Origin of the sequence: Brevundimonas pishanensis (genome assembly GCF_022750635.1) — a bacterium.
In the GTDB taxonomy this organism is placed as follows: Bacteria; Pseudomonadota; Alphaproteobacteria; order Caulobacterales; family Caulobacteraceae; genus Brevundimonas; species Brevundimonas pishanensis.
On sequence record NZ_JAJKBG010000002.1, the window covers coordinates 276,996 to 301,132 of the forward strand.

A 24,137-nucleotide genomic window follows, 5' to 3' on the forward strand; every position below is an offset into this window, starting at 1 on the left:
TGATTTGAATGAAGTGCCCCTTCTGTGGAAATGGCGACACTCAGGTGAAGGACAGCCGACCGTCGGATGACGGGTCAGCTATCCGTCGCCGTCGCTCGTGCCCGCAATGCGGGGGGCGCTTCACCACTTTCGAGCGCGTTCAACTGCGTGAATTGGTCATTCTGAAACGGAATGGCCGCCGCACCCCGTTTGATAGGGACAAGCTGGAACGCTCGTTGGGCATTGCCTTGCGTAAACGCCCGGTTCAGCCGGATCAGGTCGAACAACTGGTCAGCCGCATCGTGCGCCAGTTGGAAAGCCTCGGTGAAACCGAAATCCAGTCCAGCGTCGTGGGCGACTTCATCATGAAGGCGCTCAAGAGCGTCGATGAAGTAGCCTATGTCCGCTACGCCTCGGTTTACAAAGACTTCCGTCACACCAGCGACTTCGCCAAATTCCTCGGCGAAGAAGGCTTTGACGAGGCCAAGCCGCGCTCCGGTCTGGACTAGTGCGCCCGCGCGTCACCCTTAAACTGGCGACGTCTCTGGACGGCCGTATCGCTATGGCGTCGGGTGAGAGCCAGTGGATCACGGGTGCGGAGTCGCGCCTGCAAGGCCATCGGCTTCGTGCAGCACATGCGGCCATCATGGTCGGTGTTGAAACGGTGCTATGCGACAATCCGCAACTGAATGTCCGGGTACCGGATGAACAGCATCCCGACCCGTTGCGTGTCGTACTGGATAGCCGTCTGCGCACACCCGTCGATGCGCGTGTTCTAACTGGCGCATTGGTGCTTACTACGGCAGAACCCTTGGCGCTGGGTGATGCCGAGGTGGTTCGCGTAGAGGCAGACGGGCAGGGGCGTCCTGATCCAGCGGCGGTATTGGCCGCTCTAGCCGACAGAAATATTACCAGTGTTCTGATCGAAGGCGGTGGCCGCGTGGCCGCATCCTTTGTAAAGGCAGGGCTGGTCGACGTAATCGAGTGGTTCAGAGCTCCGGTGCTGCTGGGCCACGAGGGACGTCCAGCGGTAGCTGATCTCGGTTTTGACCGACTTTCGGATACGCCAAGGTTCAAGCGTCTTGCGGTTTCGCCTTTGGGTGACGACCTGTGGGAACGCTACGAGAAGGCATGAATTATGTTCACAGGCATTGTCACTGATATCGGGCGCGTCCGCGACGTCCGCCGCACGGAACGCGACTGGCGTTACGAGATCGAAACGGTCTGGGACACCTCGACGATTGATCTTGGCGCTTCGGTTTCGCATTCAGGCTGCTGCCTGACCGTTACCGAAAAGGGCGATGGCTGGTTCGCAGTCGAGGTTTCGGCCGAAACCCTGTCCAAGACCAAGCTGGGCGAGTGGGCTGAAGGTTCGCGCATTAATCTGGAACGTGCGGCGACCCTGGGTTCGGAACTGGGTGGTCACATCGTGTCGGGCCACGTCGACGGTCTGGGCATGGTTGTGTCGATCACGCCGGAGAACGGCTCGCACCGCATTCGTTTTGAGGCTCCGGCTCCGCTGCACCGTTTCATCGCGGCCAAGGGCTCGATCACCGTCGACGGCGTTTCGCTGACCGTGAACGAGGTCGAAGGCCAAGAGTTCGGCGTGAACATCATCCCCCACACCTGGGAAGCGACCACCTTGGGTACGCTAAAGGTAGGGGATAAGGTCAATCTGGAGATTGATATGCTGGCGCGATACCTCGCGCGGTGGCAGGAGACTGCATAATGCAACTGACGTCCGCCATCCCCGACAGCCCGATCAGCCCGATCGAAGACATCATCGACGACGCCCGTAACGGCCGTCCGTACATCCTCGTGGATGCGGAAGACCGCGAGAACGAAGGCGACGTGATCATTCCGGCCCAGTTCGCGACGCCGGACCAGATCAACTTCATGGCCAAGCACGCGCGTGGCCTGATTTGTTTGGCGGTTACGGCTGAACGCGCCAAGCAGCTTCGCCTGCCGCCGATGGCTGCGGAAAACCGCGAGAGCATGGGCACGGCTTTCACGGTCTCTATCGAGGCGAAGGAAGGCGTCACGACCGGTATCTCGGCGGCTGACCGTGCGCGTACTGTTCAAGTAGCTGCCGATCCGACCAAGGGTGCCGACGACATCGTCTCGCCCGGTCACATCTTCCCGCTGGTCGCGCGTGAGGGTGGCGTGCTGGTTCGCACCGGTCACACCGAAGCTGCGGTAGACATTAGCCGTATGGCTGGCCTGATCCCCGCAGGCGTGATCTGCGAGATCATGAACGACGACGGCACCATGGCCCGCATGCCGGACTTGGTCGCCTTTGCACAAAAGCACGGGCTCAAGATCGGTACGATTGCCGACCTGATCGCCTATCGCCGCCGAACCGAACGCTTCGTCGAGCGCACGCTGGATACTCCGTTCGAAAGTATCTATGGCGGTACGTTCCGCATGGTGGTCTATCGCAATACCATCGAAGGCCACGAGCATGTCGCTCTGATCAAGGGCGAGATCAACCCCGACACGGTGACCCGTGTTCGCATGCACCAGATCGACTTTGCAGCCGATCTGCTTGGCCATATCGAGGCGCGTCAGGACTATATCCCGCGCGCACTTAAGGCTATGAGCGAGCACAACGGCCCTGCCGTTGCCGTATTTTTGCGTGATCCGGGCCTTCACAGGCTTTCGGAGCGTCTGGTCGGTGGCGACCAACCTGCGGCAGCTGATAGAGCCCTTAAAAATTACGGCGTGGGCGCGCAGATCTTGCTGGATCTGGGCGTGCGCGACATGACTGTTATGAGTTCCAACCGCCCCAACCCGACGGCGCTCGATGGCTACGGCCTTCGTATTGTCGGCTGGTGCGATATGGACGGAGAAGACCAATCCTGACCGATCCTTATCGCGTCCTCATTGTCGAGGCACGCTTCTACGACGATCTCGCTGATGCGCTGCTGGACGGCGCAACCGATGCTCTGCGTTCGCAAGGCGTCGAATTTGACGTTGTTACCGTACCGGGCGCACTCGAAATCCCGACTGTAATCGCCATGGCTAATGAGGCAGGTAAACTGCCGACCGCACCGCGCTATGACGGCTATGTCGCGCTGGGCACCATCATTCGTGGTGAAACCTACCACTTCGAGATCGTCGCCGACCAATCGGCCGCCGGTATCATGGAGTTGGGCCTCAAGGGCCTGGCCATTGGTAACGGTATTCTGACGACCGAAGACGAAGATCAAGCCTGGCACCGCGCCAAGCGTTCGGAAGCAGATAAGGGCGGCTTTGCAGCCCGTGCCTGCCTGGACCTAATCAACCTGCGTAAACGACTAACCAAAGGACTGGCTTCGTGACGGACGCCCCCAAACCCGCAACCGTTGCCGAAGTCATGGCCCAACTGGCCGAGGCGGATAAGGCAAATGCCGAACCGCAACTGACCAGCCGTCAGCGCCGCGCCCGTACCGTGTCCCGTCTGGCTGCCGTTCAGGCGCTGTACCAGATGGAACTGGTCGGCGAGCCGGTCGAGAAGGTGGTCCGCGAGTTCCGCAACTTCCGCTTCGATGGTGATATCGAGGGTCAAACGCTGGCTGAAGCCGACGAAGACTACTTCGCGGACATCGTACGCGGTGTGGTTGAGGATCAGGCCGCTATCGACACGCTGGTGAAGGCGCATCTGGCGTCGAACTGGCGCATGGAGCGTCTGGACTCGACCGTTCGTGCGCTGCTGCGTTGCGGCACGTGGGAACTGAAGCACAAATCCGAAGTGCCACTGGAAATCGTCATCGACGAGTATGTCGAGCTGGCTAAGGCCTTCTTCGACGATGCAGAGGCCAAGTTCGTGAACGCAGCGCTGGACGCTGTGGCTCGCGATGCCCGCGATTGACGTTGTAGGCGAATTCGAGACGATCCAGCGGCTGTTGAAGCCGCTGGCCCATCCCGAGTGGGCGAGGGGGCTGGCTGACGACGTCGCTGCCCTTCCGTCCCGCTCGGGATTTGACTTGATCCTCACCAAGGACGCCTTGGTCGAAGGGGTCCACTTCCTTCCTGAAGACCCGTTGGACGAAGTGGCGCAAAAGCTGCTTCGCGTGAACCTGTCCGACATCGCGGCCAAGGGTGCGGTGCCATTTGGCTATCTGCTGGCCTGTCATTGGTCGGAACGATGCGGCTGGCCGGAGCGCGAACTGTTTGTCGCAGGGCTGCGACGCGATCAGGCGCTTTTCGACATTCAACTCATAGGCGGCGACACGGTCCGCACCCCCGGTCCGTTGTCATTTTCGGTGACGATGCTGGGCTGGGTGCCCGCAGGCAGGGCTGTGCATCGCGGCGGCGCGCGTCCCGGCGACGCTGTGTTTGTCACGGGAGCGATCGGCGACGGCTGGCTGGGGCTTCAGGCCTGTCAGGGCACGCTCAATCTGGCGCAGGACCGGCTCGAGTATCTACAGCGGGTCTATCGCACGCCCATGCCCCAAACCGACTTTGCCGAGGTGATCCTGAAGTCGGCCAGTGCCAGTGCCGATGTCTCGGATGGGTTGATGGCCGACGCAGGTCGCATCGCCGCGGCCAGTGGCTGCTCCGTTGTTCTCGACCTCGAGGTGACGCCGCGCTCTGCTGCTGCGGACGCGTGGTTTGATGGACGGGTTGATGAGCAGGCGGCGCTGGAACAGTTGGCGTCGGGTGGTGATGACTACCAAATTCTCTTCACCGCATCGGCTTCCACCGAAGAGGCGCTGCGTCGGGAGGCCGAGCGCCGTCATGTGCGCCTGACCCGTATTGGCTCGGTTGTGGCGGGCGAGGGGCTGGTCGTGCGTTATCGCGGTCAGGACATAACGCCCGAAGTGACAGGCTATTCCCACGACTGAGGCAATCAGTTGCTAACGGCTAAGCTGTACGTTCGCGGCATGCTTGTTCGATCTCTCGCCGCCCTTGCTCTGATACTGGCCGCTGCGCCGACCGCGGCGTTGGCCGCTTCACCTGAGGCGGCTGCCCCGCCCGAGGCCGCTTGGGTAACCTTGACCGGCGTCGGTCTGCCGATCATCGCGGACGGGCGGGTGCGAAACCACGTCTTTGTCGAGATGAAGCTTCATTTGAAGCCCGGTTTGGCTCCGGAACAGGCACGCGCCAAGAATACAGCGATCCGCGACGCACTGATCCGCGAGGGACATCGGCGGTCGCTTGGTGAAGCGCGGAACTGGAACCGGCTGGACGAGCGGGCCTTGGCCGCAGCGGTGATGCAAATCGCCAACACCCAGCTTGGACGCGGAAGCGTGCTACGGGTCGAGGTTGTTAGACAGACCCCTCGCATGCGTGTGCGCAATCCGGTCTGAGATTTCGCGCAAAGAAAAGGCCCCGATAAAATCGGAGCCTTGATCTTTTGAGAGTGCCCTAAGCCTTAGTCGCGGCGCTGTTGGCCCGGCACGTCTTCGTCGGTTCGCGGCAGTTGGCCACGGCCCACGTTACCCAGCAGCTGCTCGAGGATGGTCAGCGAGCGTCCACGGGTCGGGGTCTCGCGCTTGATCATCGCGATCTGCAGACCGTCATCCAGATCCACGTTGCGAACCGCCGCAACAACGCCGGTGCCTTCGTTGAAGGTGATCTCGGTGATGTTGCGCTGGGTCACCTTAGGCGTCGAGTAGGTGTAACGCTCGGTCACCTGGGTGACGTAGTACCAGACGTTTTCTGATTCGAACGTCGACGAGGTCGAGGGCGAGCCCAACTTGGACAGCACAGTCTCGCGCGTGTCGGTACCAACGACGATGTCGTCCGGCTTATTATCGATTACCTGAAAGCCCTGAGTCGTGATGCGCGGGGCGCAGGCAGCGGTAAGGACAGTCAAGGAAATGACGGCGAGAAGCGACTTAGTGCGGAGCATCTGCGATGGGCCTCTGCGAAACGAGCTCTTTGACCTAGCGTCCGTAGCGCCTTAGTGCAACGTCGCGGAGTAAAGAGGGTCGTGAAATAATATGTTCAAATCACTATTCAAAGCCAAACCTGTCCATCGTGAGGCGCTAGACCTCTATTCGCTGGCCGTGGAGCAGGCTCGCCAGCCGGCCTTCTATACCGATCTGGGCGTGGCCGACCGCATCGATGCCAGATTCGAGCTTTATACCCTCCATGTCCTGCTGCTTTTCGTCCGCATGCGCCATGACGGTCAGCGCGGGGCGGACCTGGCGCAGGCCATGTTCGATCAATATGTATCGGCCCTCGACAATGTTCTGCGCGAGCTTGGCGTCGGCGATGTTTCGGTAGGTAAGAAGATGCGTAAGCTCGGCGAGGCGCTTTATGGTCGTATGGCCAGCTACGAAAAGGCGCTTACCGATAATGACGTGGCGGGCATGACTGCGTCGATCGCACGTAACGTCTATGAAACGTCCGATGTGGAGCAGGGTGAGGCTTTGGCCCGTTATGCCTTCGCCAGCCACGAAGCCTTGGCCACCCAGACGATTGCCGAGATTGAACGCCAACCCAAATGGGCGCAAATTAGCGAATGAACGAGATTCCTCTCCCTTACAGCGAACCCCTCCGCCTTCATCAGATCGGCGCGGGCCTGACCCGCACCCTTGAGCCGGATGCCGCGCAGCGTACCAAGATTGCCAAGGCGCTGAGTCTGGCGTCGCTGGACAGCTTTACCGCTGACGTGTCCGTAACCCCGACCGTATCGGGCTGGCGCATGACGGGCCGCGTGGTTGCAGAGGCTGTGCAGAGCTGTGGTCTGACGCTGGAGCCTATTCCGGTCAGCATCGATCGGAACTTCGTCGTCAATCTGGTCGAGATAACCGAAGAAGAACCCGACGAGGACGGTGAGATTGATATCGAACTCGACGACGAGTTTCCCGACGAAGTCGAGGATGGCAAGATCGATCTGGGCCAATACGCTGTAGAGCAGCTTTTCCTGTCGCTTGATCCGTTCCCGCGCAAAGACGGTGCCGTGTTCGTGCAGCCGCCCGAGCCGGTAGAAATCTCGCCGTTTGCGGCGTTGAAAGCATTGAAAGACAAGAGCGAAGGTTGACCTAGCGTCGCCTTGGTAGCATCCAATCCTGCGACATTTGTGCGCAATCCCCCAGTATCCACCGCGAAATGCGGTGCCGGAGACCCGACGATTTTGGCATCCTCGACCCTGATTTCTCTAGACGCCATGGGTGGCGATCACGGCCCCTCGGTCGTTGTTGGTGGCGTCAAAGCCTACCGCGCCCGCTATGGCGGCGAGGGCGTCCACTTCCTGTTGCATGGCGACGAAGCCGCAATTCTGGGCGAGATGGCCAAGAACGGTCTGACCGACGCCCACATCACCATTCGCCATACCGACAAGGTGGTGGCCATGGATGAAAAGCCGGCAACGGCCATGCGTCGCGGTAAAGGCTCCAGCCTGTGGAATGCAATCGAGGCCGTTAAAACTGGAGAAGCTGCAGCAGTCGTGTCGGCGGGTAATACCGGCGCGCTGATGGCAATCTCGAAACTGCAGCTGCGTATGCAATCGACGGGCCTGGAACGTCCGGCCATCGTGGCTTCGTGGCCTACGTTGCGCGGCACGACGTCGGTTCTGGATGTGGGTGCCAATATCGGCAGCGACGCCAAGCAACTGGTCGAGTTCGCCATTATGGGCGAGGCGTTCCAATCGGCGGTGCATGGCACCAAGAACCCGACGGTCGGAATTCTTAACGTCGGCTCTGAAGAAATGAAGGGTCACGACGAAGTGCGTGAAGCCCATGCCATGCTTCGTACGGGCCATCTGCCGATCAACTATCACGGCTTCGTCGAAGGTGACGACATTGCCAAGGGTACGGTGGATGTCATCGTGACGGACGGCTTTACCGGCAATATCGCGCTTAAGACCGCTGAGGGGACCGCTCGCTTCATTGGTGCGCTTCTGAAAGACGCGCTGAAGTCGGGTATACAGTCCAAGATCGGTGCCCTGATCGCCATGCCGGCTCTGAAGCAGATGTCGCGCAAGATCGACCCCAGCACCGTCAACGGCGGCCCTTTGCTCGGCCTGAACGGTCTGGTGGTGAAGAGCCACGGCGGCGCATCCGCTGAAGGTTTCGGCAATGCGATCCGTGTGGCTGTTGATCTGGCCCGCAGTGATTATCTAACCAAGGTTGGTGCCAATCTGGCCCGTATGGCCGAGATGGCGGAAAACGTCGCGACGGCCGAAGTGGAGTCTGGTGAGTGAGCTTGATCAGAACGGCCGTCACGGGGGTCGGGTCCTTCCTGCCCGAAACCATCGTCACCAATGAAGAACTGAGCAAGACGGTCGACACGTCCGACGAGTGGATTGTCGAACGCACCGGCATCCGTCAGCGCCACCGTGCCGCTGACGACCAGCCGACCAGCGACCTGGCTGTAGAAGCCGCAAGACGCGCGCTGGCCGATGCGGGCAAGACCGCTGCGGACGTCGATTTGATCATCGTGGCGACGACCACCCCCGACAGCACATTCCCCGCAACGGCTGCACTGGTTCAGAGCAAGCTTTGCGCTCCGGTCGGTATCGCATTTGACGTTCAGGCCGTTTGCTCGGGCTTCGTCTATGCGTTGAGCGTGGCGGACGGCTTCATCTCGCGTGGCAACGCGAAGTGCGCTCTGGTCATTGGAGCCGAGGAAATGACCCGTCTGATGGACTGGTCCGACCGCACAACCTGCGTTCTGTTCGGCGACGGGGCGGGGGCGTTTGTTCTCGAACCTCGTGAAGGGGCTGGAACCAAGGAAGATCAAGGCGTGCTGGGCTTTGCCCTGCGTTGCGACGGCTCGAAGTCGGAGCTTTTGTACGTGGATGGCGGTCCGGCAACCACTGGCACCGTGGGTCATCTGCGCATGATCGGTAATCAGGTGTTCCGCCACGCTGTGGTGAACATTTCCGAAGCGATCGTTGCTGCAACCGAAGCTTCGGGCATCACCATTCCGGAAATCGACTGGTTCGTACCGCACCAAGCGAATCAACGAATCATCCGCGGAGTCGGCGAGCGTCTTGGCCTGGACGAGAATCGCGTCGTCTCCACCGTCGATATGCACGCAAACACGTCTGCTGCGTCAATTCCGCTCGCTATGGATACTGCGATCAAGGATGGCCGCATAAAACGCGGTGATTTGATCGTAATCGAAGCTATGGGCGGCGGTTTGACCTGGGGCGCTTGCGCCTTCCGCCTGTGATTTTGCAAAGAGTGCTTTGATTTTTCGCTGTTTTGGCTTTGTATGATTCCCGGATGATCAACGGGGAGACGCAAGTGACGGCACAGCACACCCTCACCCGAGCAGACTTGTGCGATGCGGTCCACGAAGAAGTGGGCCTCTCGCGCCAGGAATGCTCTGGTCTAGTAGAACGTACGCTCGAGTTAGTGGTTGAATCCCTTGAGCGCGGCGAGACGGTCAAACTGTCCGGCTTCGGCGTGTTTCAAGTCCGGGAAAAGCGGGCCCGCATGGGTCGTAACCCGAAAACTGGCGAACCGGCCGCGATTAATCCGCGCCGTGTCATCAGCTTCCGTGCATCCCAAATCATGAAGTCGAGGGTCCACGACGCCGTAGTCGAGGATTGAGATTGTCCAAGAGTCCCCAAGCTTTCCGTTCCATTTCCGAAGCCGCCGACGAGGTGGGTGTTCCTCAGCACGTGCTGAGATTTTGGGAAGGGAAGCTGGACGTCATCCAGCCCGTTAAGCGGGCTGGGGGACGGCGCTTCTATCGTCCTGAAGATATCCAACTTTTGAAGGATATCCGTCGTCTGCTGCACGACGAAGGCATGACGATCAAAGGGGTAGAGCGTCTATACAAAGAAAAGAAGGCGCGCACGCCGCGTGCGCAGTCCGACGTCGCGTCCGAAGCTGTGGTATCGGCTCGCCCGCTTGACGATGCTGCGCGAAGCCGTCTGGCCCATGTGTTGGTCCAGATCGAAGCGGCGCAGGCTAGCTTAACGTCGGTACTTTCGCGCTAGGCGCAGCTTATTGTTCATAAGCCGTTTTTTGGTTTGCGGTAGGCCGATTGGCCGTCTATACGAAGCCGCATCGGAGCGTGGCGCAGCCTGGTAGCGCACTTGACTGGGGGTCAAGGGGTCGCAGGTTCGAATCCTGTCGCTCCGACCATTTCCTCCCGGGGAACTGGCATAGAAAAGGGCACCTTTGGGTGCCCTTTTTGCTGTCCGGTAACTTCTCTAAAGATGTGCGCGAAATACGAAGTGGGGGTAGATCTGTTCGCTTCGGGCCCCGGTCTGCGCGATCCATTCTTCGACGGCCTGGGTCGCGCCGATACAGCTTGATGCGGTCGCGTCGTCGTAGACCATGTATCCGCCCTTCACGATTTGCGGATAGATGGCGTGCTGGATGTATTTGATCGGGTGGTAGATATCGAGGTCGATATGCGCCAGCCCAAACCGGTGATCCGGATCGAACCGCGCAGGGAAAGTGTCCTCGACCAGCCCTTTCACCGTGATCAGATTGGTTAGCCCGATTGACCGGGCATAGGCGTTGATCTCGGCCTCGTCGGAATTGGAAAAATCTCCGGCGCTGTGGTGATCCAGTTCCTTGTCGGTCGGTGGCATGCCTTCGAATGTGTCGCAGGCAAAAATGCGTGCATCCGGATAGAGACGCGCCAACAGGGTGGCCATGAAGATGGCGCTACCGCCCCGATAGGAGCCGAACTCAATAATGTCCTTGCTCTCTAAACTGTCGAAATAGAGCGCGATTAGCAGGAACAGGTTCATGGTGCGGTGATAGTGCATCACCGAGCGGCGCTGGGCGTTGTGACACGCCTCGATGAACAACGGATGCTGCTCGATCCGTTGGGCAAGATCGCCGTATTCCAATCCGACACCGCGCACTGTGCCGTCATAGATGCTGCGGCCGCCCATGATCTTGTTCGTCAGATCAATCGGCGGAAGCGGTAGATCGCTGTAACCAGCGCGTAGGAGTGCAGACATCGACGTCTCCTGATGGCCCCCCGTCAGAAACCAACTCAAGCTACGCTATTGATGTCATCTATAACTCCACAACCGTGGGTATGTATAGGTGCCTCGAAACGCGCCCTTAGCGCGAAGCCTATGACCTAGTCCCGCTCAGCCCAACGCAGAAGGGGAATGAGAGGCACGCCCCAACCGATACCGGCAACGGTGAAGAAGATCAGATCGACCCACCAGATGTCGGGTAGAAACCCGTTCAGCGTAACCGCACCCCAGACCCAGAAGGTGAGGAAGGCCAGAACGCCGACCGTGGCGATGAAACGTTTCAGGCGCGGGTTCATTAGCGTTGTTTCCGGAACAGGAAATAAAGAACGATGGCGGCAACGGCACCGATGGCGGCACCCATGGGCCATAGCCAGCTATCGATGGTGCTCAAGGCAAAGACGCGCAGTGTCAGGAAGGCACCACCCGCCGCGCCAGTCAGGGCGACCACGATGAAGCCCGGCAGATCTCGTCGTCCGGTTACAATATCGGCCAGCCAGGCCAGTGCGACAGCAACCACAGCCGTTGCGGCCATCTCAATGTACGGCATGAAAAAGGTGCTCCTGAACAAACCGTGACGCTTAGGCTGACGAATGCGACTCGAAATCGCCGCGAGTCAGGGGCATACCCCTCTCACGACCGTAAGACGATAGGCGGTCTCCATATCGGGGCAAAGAGCAGGCGTCGAATGATGCGTTTTGGTGAATCTACGCGCAGCCGCGCTGTGGCTGTCTGGTTGTTCGTTTGTGCTGCCATGGTGTTCGCCATGGTGGTCGTAGGCGGTGTGACGCGGCTGACCGGATCGGGTCTGTCCATCACTGAATGGAAGCCCATCATGGGCACCATTCCGCCGCTGAATCACGAGCAATGGATGTTGGCCTTCGAGAAGTACAAGGCCATTCCGCAGTACCAGTTGGTCAACGCTGGTATGACGCTTCAGGAATTCCAGGGGATATTCTGGTGGGAGTGGCTACACCGCGTCATCGGGCGTCTGATCGGGGCTGTGTTCGCAATTCCGTTCATCGCCTTCCTTGTTATGCGCATGATACCGCGCCGCCTGATCTGGCGCAGTGTCGTCCTGCTGGGTCTGGGCGCGCTTCAAGGCCTGATCGGATGGTGGATGGTCAGTTCGGGCTTGAGCGAGCGCGTCGATGTGGCTCCCGAGCGGTTGGCCGTGCACCTTGGGCTGGCGTTCCTGATTTTCGCCGCGCTGATCTGGACTGCTCTCGAAGCTTGGTCCGGTGAAGAGTTCAACCGCGCGCCGCGTGGCTGGACGATGGGTGCAACGGCATTGCTGGTGCTTGTCTTCGTGCAATGCCTTCTGGGCGCGCTGGTCGCAGGCTCCAAGGCCGGCATGGTCTATACCGACTGGCCTTTGATGAACGGTGCCGTGTTCCCGCCGGTCGAGTGGGGCATGGGTGGGCTGGCCTTCCTGCATGATCAGGGGTTGGTCCAGTTCAACCACCGCCTCGTAGCCTATGGCCTGTTGGCCGCGGTGACGCTTTACGCCGTCAATGCATGGCGCTGGCGTATCGCGGAAGGATCGGGCGTTTCGGCCTATCTGCTGGCGGCGGCTGTGTGGGTGCAGGCCATCCTTGGTATCGCGACACTGATGTACGCGGTGCCGATCACCCTGGGTGTTCTGCACCAGGCGATTGCCGCGCTCGTGCTTGGTATCGCCACTTTGAACCTCTGGTTGGTTCGCCGGTCGCGCCCGCGTATCTTCAGTTCGGGCCCACGAGGCTGATGACCCATTAAAAAAGCGCCGGAGGTTCAGCCTCCGGCGCTTTATTCTTTAATGGGACTCTTTTCGTTCCAGCAGGGCCGAACTGATGGTTCCGCCGAACCAGACGGCACCCACGATGATGAGGATGCCATAGTCGCGTCCGCTGAAAATAAGCGGCACGATCGCCAGCAGGGTAATCATCGCGGGATACAGCGTGGCCCACATGGCCGAGCGCTCGGATTCCAACGTGATGATTTTAGTCGTGGGCAGACCCATGCGACGGCGCATTATGGCGTTGAGCGGCGGGAAGGCGGCCGTCACGATGACCGCAATGATCACATATTTCAGCAGCAGGCCGGGCGCACCGAATATCGCGGCGCTGCCGATCAAAACGCCCAGCGAGCAACCCGTTGTGACGGCTAGCAGGGCATTGGGTTCTAAACGCATCAAGACTTTACCTTAACGTAGGAGCCGGGTGCCGGCTCGAGAGGGGCGAGGGGCCCCTTTTGCGGATCACGCGCGGTGACCATTTTTCCAGAGTGACCCGCCAGCCAATTGGCCCAGTGTGGCCACCAACTGCCTGGGTGAGCTTCGGCGTCGGCTTGCCATTCTTCGACCGTTTCGGGAAGGGCACTGTTGGTCCAGTGCTGATATTTCACAGCGTCGGGGTGGTTGATGACCCCGGCGATGTGACCCGATCCCGCCAACGTAAAGGTGACTGGGCCGCCAAACAGTTTGGCCGACCGGTAGACCGAGCGCATAGGAGCGATGTGATCTTCGCGGCTGGCCTGGAAATAAAGCGGGATTTTTACCTGATCCAGCTTGATAGGCGTCCCCTTCAACGTCAGCTCGCCCTTGGCCAGCGAGTTCTGCCCGTACATCAAGCGCAGATAGGCCAGATGAAGCGCCTTTGGCATCCGCGTCTGATCGGAGTTCCACGCCAGCAGGTCAAAGGCTTGCGGGGATTTGCCCATCAGATAGTTGGATACAAAGAACGACCAGATCAGGTCATTGCTGCGCAATGCATTGAAGGTCTCGGCCATGGTCGTGCTGGGCAATACGCCGCCAGCCTCATCCATTTGGCGCTCAATCTCGGCCAGCCAGTGCTCGTCCGTGAACAGCGTCAGATCGCCTGCTTCGGAAAAGTCGTGCTGTGCCGCGAAGAAGGTCGCGCTGTTGATGCGCGTATCCTTATTGGCAGCGGCATGGGCCAAGGCGGCCCCCAGCAAGGTTCCGCCGATGCAGTAGCCCACGGTGTTGGTGGTCTTTTGACCCGTCTGCTCCAGCACCTTTTCGATTGCGCGATAGATGCCTTTTTCCAGATAGTCGTCAAAGCCCAGCGAGGCCTTGTCCTTGTCCGGATTGACCCACGAGCATATGAATACAGAGAAGCCCTGAGCGGTCAGCCATCGGACCATCGAGTTCGACGGCTGCAGATCCAGAATGTAGAATTTATTGATCCAGGGCGGGAAAATCAGCAGCGGAATGGAGTGCTGCTGCTCGGTTGTAGGCGCGTATTGCAGCAGCTCGAACAGTTCATCGCGCCAAACCACCTGACCCGGAGTGGTGGCGACCGTCTCTCCGACCTTGAAGTTGCTGTCGTCAGTCTGGCGGATAGAGAGCCGTCCGCGCCCGCGCTCCAGATCCGAGGCGAAGTTCTGCATGCCGCGCACCAACGACTCGCCATTGGTTTCCGTCAGGGCCTTGAGGGCCACCGGATTGGAGGCGAGAAAGTTGGCCGGCGACAGGGCATCGGTCAGCAGGCGGGTAAAGAACTGGGCCTGGCGTTTGACCTTGGGATCAATGTCCTCGGCGCTGGCGACAAGGTTATTCATCCAGTCGGATGTGGTAAGATACGACTGCCGCATCATATCGAACAGCGGGTTCTCGGACCACGCAGGGTCGCGGAACCGTTTGTCGGTTGCGGGGGGCGTCTCGTCTTCCTGACCCCATGCCCGACGGGTCGCCGAGGACCAAAGCCCCATGTAACGATTGAACAGGTCTGCCTGGGCCTGGAACAGTTTTTCCGGCTTGGCGGCCAGACTGGTCATCACCGCCCCCATGGCGGGGGTGACATTGAAGGGATCGGCGCTGAGCGCTGCTGGACGATCGGCTTGGGTGAGGGCGGCTTCGGCTACAGCGGACTGGGCCAGCATCGCCGCCTTGGCCAGATTGAGCGACAACTGCTCGATCTGTTGGATGTGGTCCTGCCCCAGTCCTTGGGGCTGGCGTTGGTCGGCGGCTTCTTCCGGCGAGGGGGCTTGGGTTTGGCCCTCTGGCGTGCCCACAGCGGGCTTGGAACTGCGTTTTGGCGCAGCCTTTTTACGCGTGGTCGGTGTTGCAGCTTTAGCCATTACCCGTCCTCCCGGAGGCGCCAAGCAGTCTCGCGCCTTTCTCACAGTCGCATGTTGGCATATGTAGGTAGGTGAAATGAACGCGTATCTTGTGAAATTCTCGCTTCGGTCGATCGCTGTTGTTGCAGTTTGCGGCGCAGTGTCGGCCTGTGCCACGAATCCGCCGACGGATCCGTCCTCGCCACTGGTCGCCGAGATCGAGCAAAAAGTGGCGCAAAAGCGTGATTATCCGCGTTTGGAAGACTTTCCGCTTGCGCCCGTGAATGTGCCGACGCCCGCCTATGTGCGTACTGCCGTAAACCAGCTCGAACAATCGCAGGCGGGTTTAAACCGTCAAATCAGCGCCATCGACTGGACACTCGATGACGACGCCGAGCAGTATGCGGCTTCGTTACGTCAGCGTATCGCCCAAGATCGTGTGGAAATACCGACCCTCAGCACGCCCGCTGAAATCGAAGCGTTCGCTCAATCGCTGCGGCAACGGGCCAAGGCACCGCCACCGGTAGATCGTCCGCTGCGCTAAAGCGGACTGCGACCGACTTTGTCGTCGTCTTATGTTCACCCTAGAATCAGCGTCGCCTTGCGATGCTGATGCCACCTTGCGGGTGGCCACCCGTTCGAGGAAATGAAAGACCGCAATGGCGGATGACCTGACCCCGCAACCGTTTCTCGGTTTCAGCCGATCCATGTCGGGCCGTAACTGGCGTATGCGACCGGCCGATCCGACGGTAACACGCGCCCATATGCAAACTCTGGGGTTGGGGGAGGCTCTGTCGCGGGCGCTGGCCTCGCGCGAGGTCGCGGCGGACGACGGAACGCATTTCCTGAACCCGACCTTGAGGGCTCTGTTTCCGGACCCGTCCAGCTTCATGGACATGGACAAGGCGGCCAATGCCATCCTCGACTCACTCGAGGCCAAGGAGAGCATTCACGTCTTTGCGGACTATGATGTGGATGGTGCATCGAGCGCGGCTTTGCTGGTGCGCTGGTTCCGGTGTGTGGGCGCGGAACTGCCGATCTATGTGCCCGACCGCATGAAAGAAGGCTACGGCCCCAGCGCGCCAGCTTTTGACCGCCTGAAGGCCAGCGGTGCCGATCTGGTTATCACGGTAGACTGTGGCGCGGCGGCGAACGAGGCCGTGGCCCATGCCTCCGCAATCGGACTGAAGGTGGTGGTTATCGATCACCACATGATGCGTGAAGAACCGCCACAATGTCTTGCCGTGGTGAATCCGAACCGGCCCGGTTGCGGCTCGGGGCAGGGCAATCTGGCGGCTGCGGGTGTGGTTTTCGTTCTTCTGGCAGCCTTGAACCGTGAGGGCCGGCGACGGGGGCTGTTTGCTGACAAGCAGGAGCCGGATATCCGTCAATGGCTGGATTTGGCAGCCATGGGGGCCATCTGCGATGTTACGCGGTTGACGGGTTTCAATCGCGCTCTGGCCAGCCTTGGACTGCGCAGTCTGTCGGCCTGGAAGAATATCGGCCTTGCCGCACTGATGCGCGCTGCGGGCGCGGAACTGGGCGAGGCCAAGTCCCAGACCATCGGATTTGTTCTGGGCCCTCGCATCAATGCGGGGGGGCGAATCGGTAAATCCGATCTGGGTGCGAAGCTGCTTTCGACCGACGATCCGCGCGAAGCCGCCATGCTCGCCGAAGAACTGGACATGCTGAACCGCGCGCGTCGTGACGTAGAGGCCGAAGTCACCGATCAGGCTATCCGCATGGTCGAGGCCACCGGTGCCCATCAGGACGAATCAAGCTGCGTCGTGGTGGCAGGCGAGGACTGGCACCCTGGCGTCGTAGGTATCGTCGCAGGACGTCTGCGGGAGAGGTGGCGCAAGCCGGTTGTGGTTATCGGTCTGGATCCGGTCACTGGCATCGGCAAGGGCTCCGGTCGCTCTCAACTCGGTATGAATTTGGGGCGGGCCGTCCAGAAGGCGTGGGAAACCGGCGTACTTATTGCCGGTGGCGGGCATTCGATGGCCGCTGGCCTGACGGTAGAGACTGCAAAGATTGATGCCCTGCGTCAGTTCCTGAATGCCGAACTGTCCGGCGAGCAAGAAGCCGCGATTGCGCTGGACTGGGTCGAGATCGATGCCTTGATCGATGCACGCTCAGCGACGCGCGACCTGTTCGAGAGTTTCGAACAACTGGCTCCTTATGGCCCTGCCAATCCCGAGCCCGTGTTCGGCATGGAGCATATGCAGGTGAGGGAGCCCATGGCGATGAATGGCGGCCACGTCAGGTGTCGACTGGTCGGTCCCGACGGAGCGTCGGTGCGTGCAATCTCGTGGCGCTGTGCCGATTTGCCGTTGGGCAAGACCTTGCTGTCAGGGCAGGGCGGGCTTTGCGTTGCGGGCCGTCTCAAGGCTGACGACTGGAATGGCCGCCGCGGTGTGCAAATGGAAATCGAGGACGTCGCCGATCCCCGTATGGGTGGCTGAGGCGGGCAAGGCTCACCGCTCGCAGGTCTTTGAAAAAAAATACAGAAAATCGATTGGCACCGGTTGCCATCGTCGAGATTGGCCACTATCAAGCCACTCGTTCGCGACGCGGTCCCTTCGTCTATCGGTTAGGACGTCAGGTTTTCAACCTGAAAAGAGGGGTTCGATTCCCCTAGGGACTGCCACGCGGACCTGTTTTCGAGCTTCGGTTCGGGCGCGGATTTCATCACGGTTTCGCTCTTCTGTTGGAAGATCGGCCCAATGGTAAAATACGGGCTTGCATCAAAGTTAGAACGCAGCTAAATGCCCGCTCCTCGCGCTGCGGTCCCTTCGTCTATCGGTTAGGACGTCAGGTTTTCAACCTGAAAAGAGGGGTTCGATTCCCCTAGGGACTGCCACGCGATGTCGCCTCCGAGCTGTTCGGATAAGTGGCATTACAAACAATATTCGCGCTGCGGTCCCTTCGTCTATCGGTTAGGACGTCAGGTTTTCAACCTGAAAAGAGGGGTTCGATTCCCCTAGGGACTGCCACGCGGTTTTCGTTAGAAAACCCTTACAATCGACTGCTTGCAACCGTTTGACTGCTCTGTGCGCTGGTCAATGCGGCCGTTCGTATGCGCAGTTAATGCTCCGCTTTGAAAGAATCATTTTTCACTCTGCGGGACAGTTAATTTGTGTTACGTTTCGTTGTTCGTTCAATAGAAGCTTCTCGCTTAGATTGAATGCCTTGTCTGCTTTGCTTGGGTATGTGGGGATGGAAGAAAACGATTCGGTACGCGTCGAGGGGCGTGTAAAATGGTTCGATCCGGGGAAGGGCTACGGCTTCATCGTGCCTGATGACCCGAGCCTGACCGACATGAAGGATGTCCTGCTTCACGTCAGCAGTCTGCGCGATTTGGGTCGCGAAGATGCAGAGGAAGGGGCCCGTATCAGCATTGATTGCGCCCGCCGCGCCAAGGGCTGGCAGGTTGTGAGCATCGTGGATCTGGCCGAGCCGGTCGCCGAGCCGCGTCCGCAGCGCCCGTTGATTCAGCGCAGCGGTATTTCGGCTACGCCGATTGGCGAAATGGAGCCCGCGGTCGTTAAATGGTTCAACCGAACCAAGGGGTATGGCTTCGTTGTGCGTAACAGCGCCGAGGGCGACATCTTCGTGCATGTCGAAACCTTGCGCCGCAACGGTCTCGAAGACCTCTTGCCCGGCGACGCGGTCGATGTGCGTTTTGCCGAAGGTCCTAAAGGATTGGTGGTAGCCGAAATTCGTCCGGCGCAGTAAGTTTGTGGCCTCAACTGGAGGCGATTCCATGAAGTTCACGCGCCGTACATTGGTATTGGTCGCTGCGGGTCTTGCACTGTCGGCTTGTGCCGGTAGCAAACAGGCCGTCGACGAACGTGGCCGCCCGCTGGAGCCGCTCTCCATCGTCACGAGTTCAGGCGAGCACCAGTTTCTGGTCGAGATCGCCGATGACGACGCGTCGCGCGCTCGGGGCCTGATGTTCCGTCCGCCGCTCGCGGATGATCGCGGGATGCTGTTCCAGTTTCCTACGGCGCGCGAGCAGTCTTTCTGGATGCGCAACACTCCAAGCTCGCTCGACATTATCTATGTGGCTCCTGACGGCAAGATCGTCTCGATTGCCAAACACGCGACGCCTTATTCCGAAACGCCCATCCCGTCGTACGGTGCAGCCAACGGCGTGGTAGAGTTGCGCGCAGGTCGAGCCGACGAAATCGGTGCCAAACCCGGCGATGTCGTAAAACACAACTTCTTCAAACCGTAGAAGTTTTTCTATTGCAGTCCGGTCTCTGACGTGACATTAGAGCGTCTTCCGCGGCTCGGGGTATGGCGCAGTCTGGTAGCGCACCTGTTTTGGGAGCAGGGGGTCCAAGGTTCGAATCCTTGTGCCCCGACCACGGAATAATCTCCCTGCATTTCGAGCCTAGTTCCAGCGCCCGTTAAGGGCATAGCTGAAGCCGACCGGTAGAGCGTCGCGCACCTGGGTCATGTAGGCTCCGATCTCACCAACAGTATTCCGTGGCACAAAGATGATGTCGCCTCGACGTGCACGTGGCGCATTTCCTGCAGGTGCCCGAAGGTCGAGCGTGCGGACCATCGGCTGGCCGTCGGAGCCGCGACGGACCAAAACCGCCTTGCCCGCGCGGGCACCGACGGATGCGCCTCCCGCCAAAAGCAGCGCCTGATAGACCGTTATGGCTTCACCCGGCAGGTCATAGCCGCCCGGCGTCCTGACCTGACCATCTATCCAGACCTTCGACGGGGCAGCACGGCGTAGGGTAATCTCGACGGCGGGTCGGACAAGATGGGGTACCAGTGACTGCGACACGCGCGTCTCCAGCTCGTGGAGGCTGAGATCGGCAGCGGATACATGACCAATCAGGGGCATCGATATTCGGCCGTCAGGCCCGACCGTAACGCTGCGGTTCAACTCGGGCGCGGAGGGCAGGGCGATGTCGAGTTCATCGCCGGGAAACAGTACATAAGGCGGCTCGAAATCACTCCAAGCCGTATCAATCGCGCGGCCTGTGGCGGGGCGTGATGCATTCGCCGCGCAACCGGCAAGGCCGGTTAAAAGGCCGGCCAGAATAAGCCTGCGGTCAATCATGCATGTCCCCCGAGCCGACGATCCCAACTCCCGAACCAATGTTCGAAATTTATGGTTCACGTCTGATTAACGCCCTTTGGGGCATTCATATAGCAGAGGTTCATCTTTCGCAGGCTTGAGCGTATGGCGTCAATCAGCACCGGACATGGCCGCGCCCGCTATGGGTTGGTCGATGTCGTCGCGCTGTTGTGGCGCGAGTTATGGCTGATGGCGCTTGTGTTTATCGTGATCGTCGCGGTGGGCACCGCAGCCATTTTGACTCTCAAGCGATCATATTCGGCCGGTGCGACACTCTTCGTGGGTGTAGGGCAGGAATACGTTTATCAGCCGCGTGTGGGGGCGGGCGATAGCAGCCCGCCGATGGCGTCTGAAGTGGCCCAGTCCGAGGCGGCCATTCTCAACAGCCTCGAAGTCAAGCAACGCGTCGTTCGCGCGATGGGCGTCGAATCGTTCCAGCCTGCAGCCAAGGGGCCGGTAGAGGGAGCCAAGGCTGAGGCCGCGGCTATTCAAGCGGTCGGGCAGGCGCTGACCATCTCGGTATCGCCCGAGAGTCCGGTGATAGGCCTCTCATATAAAAGCACTGATCCACGTCAGGCCGCGCAGGTTCTGAACTCGGTCATCGACCAATACCTGAATTATCGCCGCGAGGTGTTCCGCGACCGCGCGACACCGGCGATCCGTAGCCAGCGCGCCGCGTTCGAACAGGAATTGAGCGCAGCCGACAAGGCATACGAGGACTTCTTGAAGTCCAACGACATCGGCGATTTCGCGACGGCCAAGGCGGCCTTGTCGCAGAGCTATCAAACCCTTTTTGCAGAGCGATTGGCCACACAGGCGCAACTTAATCAGGCTGCGCAACGCCTCGCGACGATAACCGCCCAACAGGGAAGGGTGCCGTCCGATATCGCCTTGCAGAAAGATCTGAACGTCAGCGCACAGGACCAAGTTCTTCAGTTGCGCACTGAACGGGAGGCGCTTCTGTCACGATATCAACCCGATGCTGCGCCGGTTCAGGAGATCGATGCCCGCATTCGCCAGCTTCAGGCCTATGTTCAAACCGGAACCTCGGTTGGACCTAAAGAGATCAGAACTGGCCCGAACCCCGTCTGGGTGGAGTTGGAAGGCACACGTATCTCGACGATGGCCGAACGCGATGCACTGGGGGCGCGCTTGCGGGTCATCGACAACCAACTGGCCGATATCAAGGCTCGCCAATCGCGCCTGACGGATCTCGAATCCCGCAACTCGACGCTGGCTGGTAACCGCGAAGTCCTCAGCCAGTCGATCCGCGAGTTTCAACTGCGTGAAACCCAGAGCCGCGCGGATAGCGAACTGGTTTCTGCTGGTGCGGACAACGTCACCGTCATCGAGCGCGCCCAACCGCCGTTGACGGGTAAAAGCATGAAGTTGCCCCTTATGGCGCTGCTGCTCGCTTTCGCAGCCTTCTCTGCGATCTGCGCCGGCCTTCTCAGGGTGTTCACGCGGGGTAATGTGCTCACCCCGTCTGCCGCCCGGCGTACGTTTGATTTGCCCGTGCTGGCCGTGGCCCCTGCTAAACGCTAAGCCGTGCTAGGATCACCCTGTTATTTTAGGGCGCACCGATTCGCATGGTTGACTTAACGGCTGAGATGGCAGGCCTCTGGACGGCGCTGGGCGCTGCTCCGAGCCATCGCGGCCGCTTGATCATGTTCGTAAGCGCTAAAACAGGCGAAGGGGCATCCACCGTCTCGCGTGAGTTCGCGCGTTTGGCGGCGGTCCGTGCCGAAAAGCCGGTTTGGCTGATCGACGCCGATTTGGGGCGGCAAGAGCAGCAAATCCAGATGATCCAGCATCCGGAACGATTTGGGCGCGCGGGTTCGGCCGTGGCGGCATCACCTGACGGGTCATGCTTCTTTGCCCTTAAGCCGGCCTTTGTCGACGATGCGGGTCGGCGCGTAAGGCCTGCCAGATTGTTGACGGCGAAACCTTTCCTTGGGCGAAGGCTGTACGTATCGCGCTTCCGGCAGGAGGCGCTCAAGGCAGGTCAGAACGCGATTATTCTTCGCCAGGGCGATTATTGGGCCGCGCTGGCCCATCACGCCGATACCGTGATTGTCGATGTTCCGGCGGCGGACCGAAGCGACGCAGCAATGATGCTGGCACCCTTTATGGACGATGTGGTGATGGTGGTCGGCGAGCGCGGAGACGTGGGGCCTTCTCTAGGCCTGAGAACCCAAATCGCCTCTGTCGGCGGGCGCTTGTCCGGGGTGGTGATCAATCGCGCGACCTATCAACCACCCAAAGCCTTACGTCGCCTGATCGCTTGACCCTGCAGGCTGTGCTTTTAACTCGCTTTGGCCGTAAAGTTTGGGCTCAAAGCTACTGAACCAAAACATCTTTCCAAGGCCCTCTGCGCACCTTATTGCAAGGCGCGCACTGGTGTGAGGTGAGGCGAAGCGTGTTGCCAATGCCGAGACGCCATAAACACAAACTTGCGCGGCACCTACCAGACTCCAACCAATCAAGCCTAACCAGTGCCGGTTCTCCGCTGAGGTCTGACTGGGGCCTTGGCCGCGGGCAAATGCGCGAACCAAGAGGTAGCGCATGGTCGCACGGTGCTTCGGCACATGCTCCTCCACTGCGGCGTCCGCACTCCACGCGATCACTGCGCCTTTTGCGATTAGGCGGGCAAAAAGTGTGTCGTCCTCACCGCCTGTCTCGTTGGTTGCGGGGTCAAATGGGACCCCGTCGATAAGACATTTCGCCTTCAGCAAGCTGTTGCCGCATCCGTAAGCACGATCGATGAGCTGCGTTTCCTTCGGACCAGACCGGCTGAAGAAGGCTTCGACCAGTGGGCGGGTCTCCACGGGGGCGCAGGAGGCATAACCGTCGATCGGACCAAAAACGACATCCGCGTCATACATTAAGGCTGTGGACACCAGTGCATTCAGCCACTGTGGGCTGGCCACTTCGTCATCATCGAGGAAGGCGATGAAGTCCGCATCCGCACATTGGGTGACGCCGGCATTCCGCGCATTCGCCACGCCCGGCCTTGGCTCGTGCACGTAGATTACAGAAAACTCTGCCTCGTGCTTCAGACGGTTGGCAACCGATAGGGCCGTGGCTTGTGGGTGGTTGTCGACAATGACCAGTTTTTCAACAGTGCCGGCATTCTCTGAGTTGAATAGAGAACGGACTGCCCGGTCCAACTGCTCGGGACGGCCCATAGTTGGCACAACAACGTAGACCTTGCTCATACCCTCAGCGCCTCGGCATAAAGCGACGCCCGATAGAACCTGAGAGCAAGGGCGCGTAACCCGGCCGGCAGGCGCTCACAAGCCGCCGTGCGATGCGACACGGCCTGAATTGGTTTTTCAAGAGATGCTGCCCTAATGATCCTCGCGATTTTGTACGAAGGGTAGGTTGCCACCAGCGTCGGATGACGCGCCGCGACCTTGGCGAAGTTGGATGCCGATTGACGGTACTTCGCCATCAACTGGGGCACAGTATCCAGACCCAGATGTGTTGCGGGTATGTCGTGGTGCTGAATGGCGTGGTCGGAAGATACACGCATGGCCCATTCCACGTCTTCCCAGCCCCAGCCCGTGAATCGTTCGTCGAAGTGCGCCGTGGTGAAGATGTCTGAGCGGACGAGAAGGTTGGATGTGAAGACGTATTTTTCTGGCTGCTGGCTCCGCCGTACGGCGGGGAGGCAATCGGACTTCGCAGCCATGGCGCGATGAACCTCATAGGCTGGATCGCGCGGGGCTAAATCGACGCTGAAGCCGCCGAATGCAATTTCAGGCGCGGCGTTGTCGATCAAGGCGAGCCAGTCGGCAACAAAGCTCTCGCCATCGGGTCGCATGTCGGCATCGAGAAACAGCAGATATTCGCCGCGCGCCTTGCGGGCCAACAGGTTCCGACCGGACGCACGCCCTGAGTTTTCGGTGAGGGTAATCAGCGATCCTGCAATCGGTATCGACTGGATAAGGCTGACCAACCTTGCGGACAGAATGGGATCATTTGTCCCGTCATCTAGCAAGATCAGTTCCAGCTGGGACGCCTTGTCCGGTCGTTGCTGGGAGAGCGGTTCCAGAAGCGGTGTCGGATCATCGCGCAGAAACGGTATCAGGATGGACAACTTTGGCCGTA

Annotated in this window: 30 protein-coding genes and 5 tRNA genes; 26 read left to right on the forward strand and 9 right to left on the reverse strand. The window is 59.9% G+C overall.

Annotation, left to right across the window (positions count from 1 at the left end):
* Positions 1-8: 8 nt before the first annotated feature.
* Genes nrdR through LOX95_RS05090 form a run of 8 tightly spaced genes read left to right on the forward strand, consistent with a single transcriptional unit; the run spans position 9 to position 5,270 of the window.
* Positions 9-488, forward strand: a complete 480-nt coding sequence (gene nrdR / locus LOX95_RS05055) for a transcriptional regulator NrdR (protein WP_242913382.1) — start codon at positions 9-11, stop codon at positions 486-488.
* Positions 488-1,114, forward strand: a complete 627-nt coding sequence (locus LOX95_RS05060) for a RibD family protein (RefSeq protein WP_242913383.1) — start codon at positions 488-490, stop codon at positions 1,112-1,114. The genes nrdR and LOX95_RS05060 overlap by 1 nt, the downstream gene beginning before the upstream one ends.
* A 3-nt stretch (positions 1,115-1,117) precedes the next feature.
* Positions 1,118-1,708 carry a riboflavin synthase gene (locus LOX95_RS05065; RefSeq protein WP_242913384.1) on the forward strand — a complete coding sequence of 197 codons (591 nt, stop codon included), beginning with the start codon at positions 1,118-1,120 and terminating at the stop codon, positions 1,706-1,708.
* Positions 1,708-2,841, forward strand: coding sequence for a 3,4-dihydroxy-2-butanone-4-phosphate synthase (ribB, locus tag LOX95_RS05070; protein ID WP_242913385.1), 1,134 nt, complete (start codon positions 1,708-1,710; stop codon positions 2,839-2,841). The genes LOX95_RS05065 and ribB overlap by 1 nt, the downstream gene beginning before the upstream one ends.
* A complete protein-coding gene (gene ribH, locus LOX95_RS05075) occupies positions 2,811-3,299 on the forward strand; it encodes a 6,7-dimethyl-8-ribityllumazine synthase (RefSeq protein WP_427846568.1) in 489 nt (162 codons plus the stop codon). Before ribB ends, ribH begins: the two co-directional genes overlap by 31 nt.
* A 35-nt stretch (positions 3,300-3,334) precedes the next feature.
* Positions 3,335-3,829: a transcription antitermination factor NusB gene (gene nusB / locus LOX95_RS05080; RefSeq protein ID WP_242913612.1), complete on the forward strand. Its 495-nt coding sequence runs from the start codon at positions 3,335-3,337 to the stop codon at positions 3,827-3,829.
* Positions 3,816-4,805 carry a thiamine-phosphate kinase gene (gene thiL, locus LOX95_RS05085; protein WP_242913386.1) on the forward strand — a complete coding sequence of 330 codons (990 nt, stop codon included), beginning with the start codon at positions 3,816-3,818 and terminating at the stop codon, positions 4,803-4,805. Before nusB ends, thiL begins: the two co-directional genes overlap by 14 nt.
* 39 nt (positions 4,806-4,844) lie before the next feature.
* The gene (locus LOX95_RS05090) at positions 4,845-5,270 is read left to right on the forward strand and encodes a hypothetical protein (RefSeq protein WP_242913387.1); all 426 of its coding nucleotides are present in this window, start codon (positions 4,845-4,847) and stop codon (positions 5,268-5,270) included.
* Between the two features lie 65 nt (positions 5,271-5,335).
* Here LOX95_RS05090 and LOX95_RS05095 read toward each other — a convergent pair whose 3' ends face one another.
* Entirely contained in the window at positions 5,336-5,779 is a 444-nt protein-coding gene (locus LOX95_RS05095; protein WP_242913388.1) for an outer membrane protein assembly factor BamE, read from the reverse strand.
* Between the two features lie 127 nt (positions 5,780-5,906).
* Here LOX95_RS05095 and LOX95_RS05100 point away from each other — a divergent pair, with 127 nt between their 5' ends.
* The 7 genes from LOX95_RS05100 (at position 5,907) to LOX95_RS05130 (ending at position 10,010) form a co-directional block, all read left to right on the forward strand.
* Entirely contained in the window at positions 5,907-6,434 is a 528-nt protein-coding gene (locus tag LOX95_RS05100; RefSeq protein WP_242913389.1) for a ubiquinol-cytochrome C chaperone family protein, read from the forward strand.
* On the forward strand, positions 6,431-6,952 hold the full coding sequence (locus LOX95_RS05105) for a YceD family protein (RefSeq protein WP_242913390.1): 522 nt from the start codon (positions 6,431-6,433) through the stop codon (positions 6,950-6,952). Before LOX95_RS05100 ends, LOX95_RS05105 begins: the two co-directional genes overlap by 4 nt.
* Positions 6,953-7,045: 93 nt before the next feature.
* Positions 7,046-8,113: a phosphate acyltransferase PlsX gene (plsX, locus tag LOX95_RS05110; protein ID WP_282452667.1), complete on the forward strand. Its 1,068-nt coding sequence runs from the start codon at positions 7,046-7,048 to the stop codon at positions 8,111-8,113.
* Positions 8,110-9,087, forward strand: a complete 978-nt coding sequence (locus LOX95_RS05115; protein WP_242913391.1) for a beta-ketoacyl-ACP synthase III — start codon at positions 8,110-8,112, stop codon at positions 9,085-9,087. The genes plsX and LOX95_RS05115 overlap by 4 nt, the downstream gene beginning before the upstream one ends.
* A gap of 53 nt (positions 9,088-9,140) precedes the next feature.
* Positions 9,141-9,470: an integration host factor subunit alpha gene (locus LOX95_RS05120; protein ID WP_242913392.1), complete on the forward strand. Its 330-nt coding sequence runs from the start codon at positions 9,141-9,143 to the stop codon at positions 9,468-9,470.
* A gap of 2 nt (positions 9,471-9,472) precedes the next feature.
* Entirely contained in the window at positions 9,473-9,862 is a 390-nt protein-coding gene (locus tag LOX95_RS05125; protein WP_242913393.1) for a MerR family transcriptional regulator, read from the forward strand.
* Positions 9,863-9,933: 71 nt separating this feature from the next.
* Positions 9,934-10,010: transfer RNA gene (locus tag LOX95_RS05130), tRNA-Pro, on the forward strand.
* Between the two features lie 68 nt (positions 10,011-10,078).
* On the opposite strand, the gene LOX95_RS05135 is transcribed toward LOX95_RS05130, so the two are convergent.
* From LOX95_RS05135 to LOX95_RS05145, 3 genes are all read right to left on the reverse strand, one after another.
* The gene (locus LOX95_RS05135; protein ID WP_242913394.1) at positions 10,079-10,843 is read right to left on the reverse strand and encodes a TylF/MycF/NovP-related O-methyltransferase; all 765 of its coding nucleotides are present in this window, start codon (positions 10,841-10,843) and stop codon (positions 10,079-10,081) included.
* A 125-nt stretch (positions 10,844-10,968) separates the two neighbouring features.
* Positions 10,969-11,163 (reverse strand): DUF2842 domain-containing protein, encoded by a 195-nt coding sequence (locus tag LOX95_RS05140; protein ID WP_242913395.1) that lies wholly within the window; start codon positions 11,161-11,163, stop codon positions 10,969-10,971.
* Positions 11,163-11,414, reverse strand: coding sequence for a transglycosylase (locus tag LOX95_RS05145; RefSeq protein WP_242913396.1), 252 nt, complete (start codon positions 11,412-11,414; stop codon positions 11,163-11,165). Before LOX95_RS05145 ends, LOX95_RS05140 begins: the two co-directional genes overlap by 1 nt.
* A gap of 138 nt (positions 11,415-11,552) precedes the next feature.
* Here LOX95_RS05145 and LOX95_RS05150 point away from each other — a divergent pair, with 138 nt between their 5' ends.
* Positions 11,553-12,611 (forward strand): COX15/CtaA family protein, encoded by a 1,059-nt coding sequence (locus LOX95_RS05150; RefSeq protein ID WP_242913397.1) that lies wholly within the window; start codon positions 11,553-11,555, stop codon positions 12,609-12,611.
* A gap of 48 nt (positions 12,612-12,659) precedes the next feature.
* Here LOX95_RS05150 and LOX95_RS05155 read toward each other — a convergent pair whose 3' ends face one another.
* Positions 12,660-13,037 carry a hypothetical protein gene (locus tag LOX95_RS05155; protein WP_242913398.1) on the reverse strand — a complete coding sequence of 126 codons (378 nt, stop codon included), beginning with the start codon at positions 13,035-13,037 and terminating at the stop codon, positions 12,660-12,662.
* A complete protein-coding gene (gene phaC, locus LOX95_RS05160) occupies positions 13,037-14,944 on the reverse strand; it encodes a class I poly(R)-hydroxyalkanoic acid synthase (RefSeq protein WP_242913399.1) in 1,908 nt (635 codons plus the stop codon). The genes LOX95_RS05155 and phaC overlap by 1 nt, the downstream gene beginning before the upstream one ends.
* A 76-nt stretch (positions 14,945-15,020) precedes the next feature.
* Between phaC and LOX95_RS05165 the strand changes: the two genes are divergently transcribed.
* From LOX95_RS05165 to LOX95_RS05200, 8 genes are all read left to right on the forward strand, one after another.
* Positions 15,021-15,467 (forward strand): hypothetical protein, encoded by a 447-nt coding sequence (locus LOX95_RS05165; protein WP_242913400.1) that lies wholly within the window; start codon positions 15,021-15,023, stop codon positions 15,465-15,467.
* Positions 15,468-15,582: 115 nt separating this feature from the next.
* Positions 15,583-17,388 carry a single-stranded-DNA-specific exonuclease RecJ gene (gene recJ, locus LOX95_RS05170; RefSeq protein WP_242913401.1) on the forward strand — a complete coding sequence of 602 codons (1,806 nt, stop codon included), beginning with the start codon at positions 15,583-15,585 and terminating at the stop codon, positions 17,386-17,388.
* 110 nt (positions 17,389-17,498) lie between these two features.
* A tRNA-Glu gene (locus LOX95_RS05175) sits at positions 17,499-17,573 on the forward strand.
* A 138-nt stretch (positions 17,574-17,711) separates the two neighbouring features.
* Positions 17,712-17,786, forward strand: a tRNA-Glu gene (locus LOX95_RS05180).
* 58 nt (positions 17,787-17,844) lie between these two features.
* A tRNA-Glu gene (locus tag LOX95_RS05185) sits at positions 17,845-17,919 on the forward strand.
* A gap of 223 nt (positions 17,920-18,142) precedes the next feature.
* Positions 18,143-18,661, forward strand: a complete 519-nt coding sequence (locus LOX95_RS05190) for a cold-shock protein (protein ID WP_242913402.1) — start codon at positions 18,143-18,145, stop codon at positions 18,659-18,661.
* A gap of 28 nt (positions 18,662-18,689) precedes the next feature.
* Positions 18,690-19,163, forward strand: a complete 474-nt coding sequence (locus LOX95_RS05195; RefSeq protein WP_242913403.1) for a DUF192 domain-containing protein — start codon at positions 18,690-18,692, stop codon at positions 19,161-19,163.
* A 56-nt stretch (positions 19,164-19,219) separates the two neighbouring features.
* Positions 19,220-19,296: transfer RNA gene (locus tag LOX95_RS05200), tRNA-Pro, on the forward strand.
* 26 nt (positions 19,297-19,322) lie between these two features.
* Here LOX95_RS05200 and LOX95_RS05205 read toward each other — a convergent pair.
* Positions 19,323-20,006: a polysaccharide biosynthesis/export family protein gene (locus LOX95_RS05205; RefSeq protein WP_242913404.1), complete on the reverse strand. Its 684-nt coding sequence runs from the start codon at positions 20,004-20,006 to the stop codon at positions 19,323-19,325.
* A gap of 123 nt (positions 20,007-20,129) precedes the next feature.
* Here LOX95_RS05205 and LOX95_RS05210 point away from each other — a divergent pair, with 123 nt between their 5' ends.
* A complete protein-coding gene (locus LOX95_RS05210; protein WP_242913405.1) occupies positions 20,130-21,569 on the forward strand; it encodes a GumC family protein in 1,440 nt (479 codons plus the stop codon).
* Between the two features lie 44 nt (positions 21,570-21,613).
* The gene (locus tag LOX95_RS05215; RefSeq protein ID WP_242913406.1) at positions 21,614-22,312 is read left to right on the forward strand and encodes a P-loop NTPase family protein; all 699 of its coding nucleotides are present in this window, start codon (positions 21,614-21,616) and stop codon (positions 22,310-22,312) included.
* Here LOX95_RS05215 and LOX95_RS05220 read toward each other — a convergent pair.
* Both LOX95_RS05220 and LOX95_RS05225 read right to left on the reverse strand, forming a co-directional pair.
* Entirely contained in the window at positions 22,292-23,242 is a 951-nt protein-coding gene (locus tag LOX95_RS05220) for a glycosyltransferase family 2 protein (RefSeq protein WP_242913407.1), read from the reverse strand. The genes LOX95_RS05215 and LOX95_RS05220 overlap by 21 nt on opposite strands.
* Entirely contained in the window at positions 23,239-24,126 is an 888-nt protein-coding gene (locus LOX95_RS05225) for a glycosyltransferase family 2 protein (protein WP_248286870.1), read from the reverse strand. Before LOX95_RS05225 ends, LOX95_RS05220 begins: the two co-directional genes overlap by 4 nt.
* Positions 24,127-24,137 lie beyond the last annotated feature (11 nt).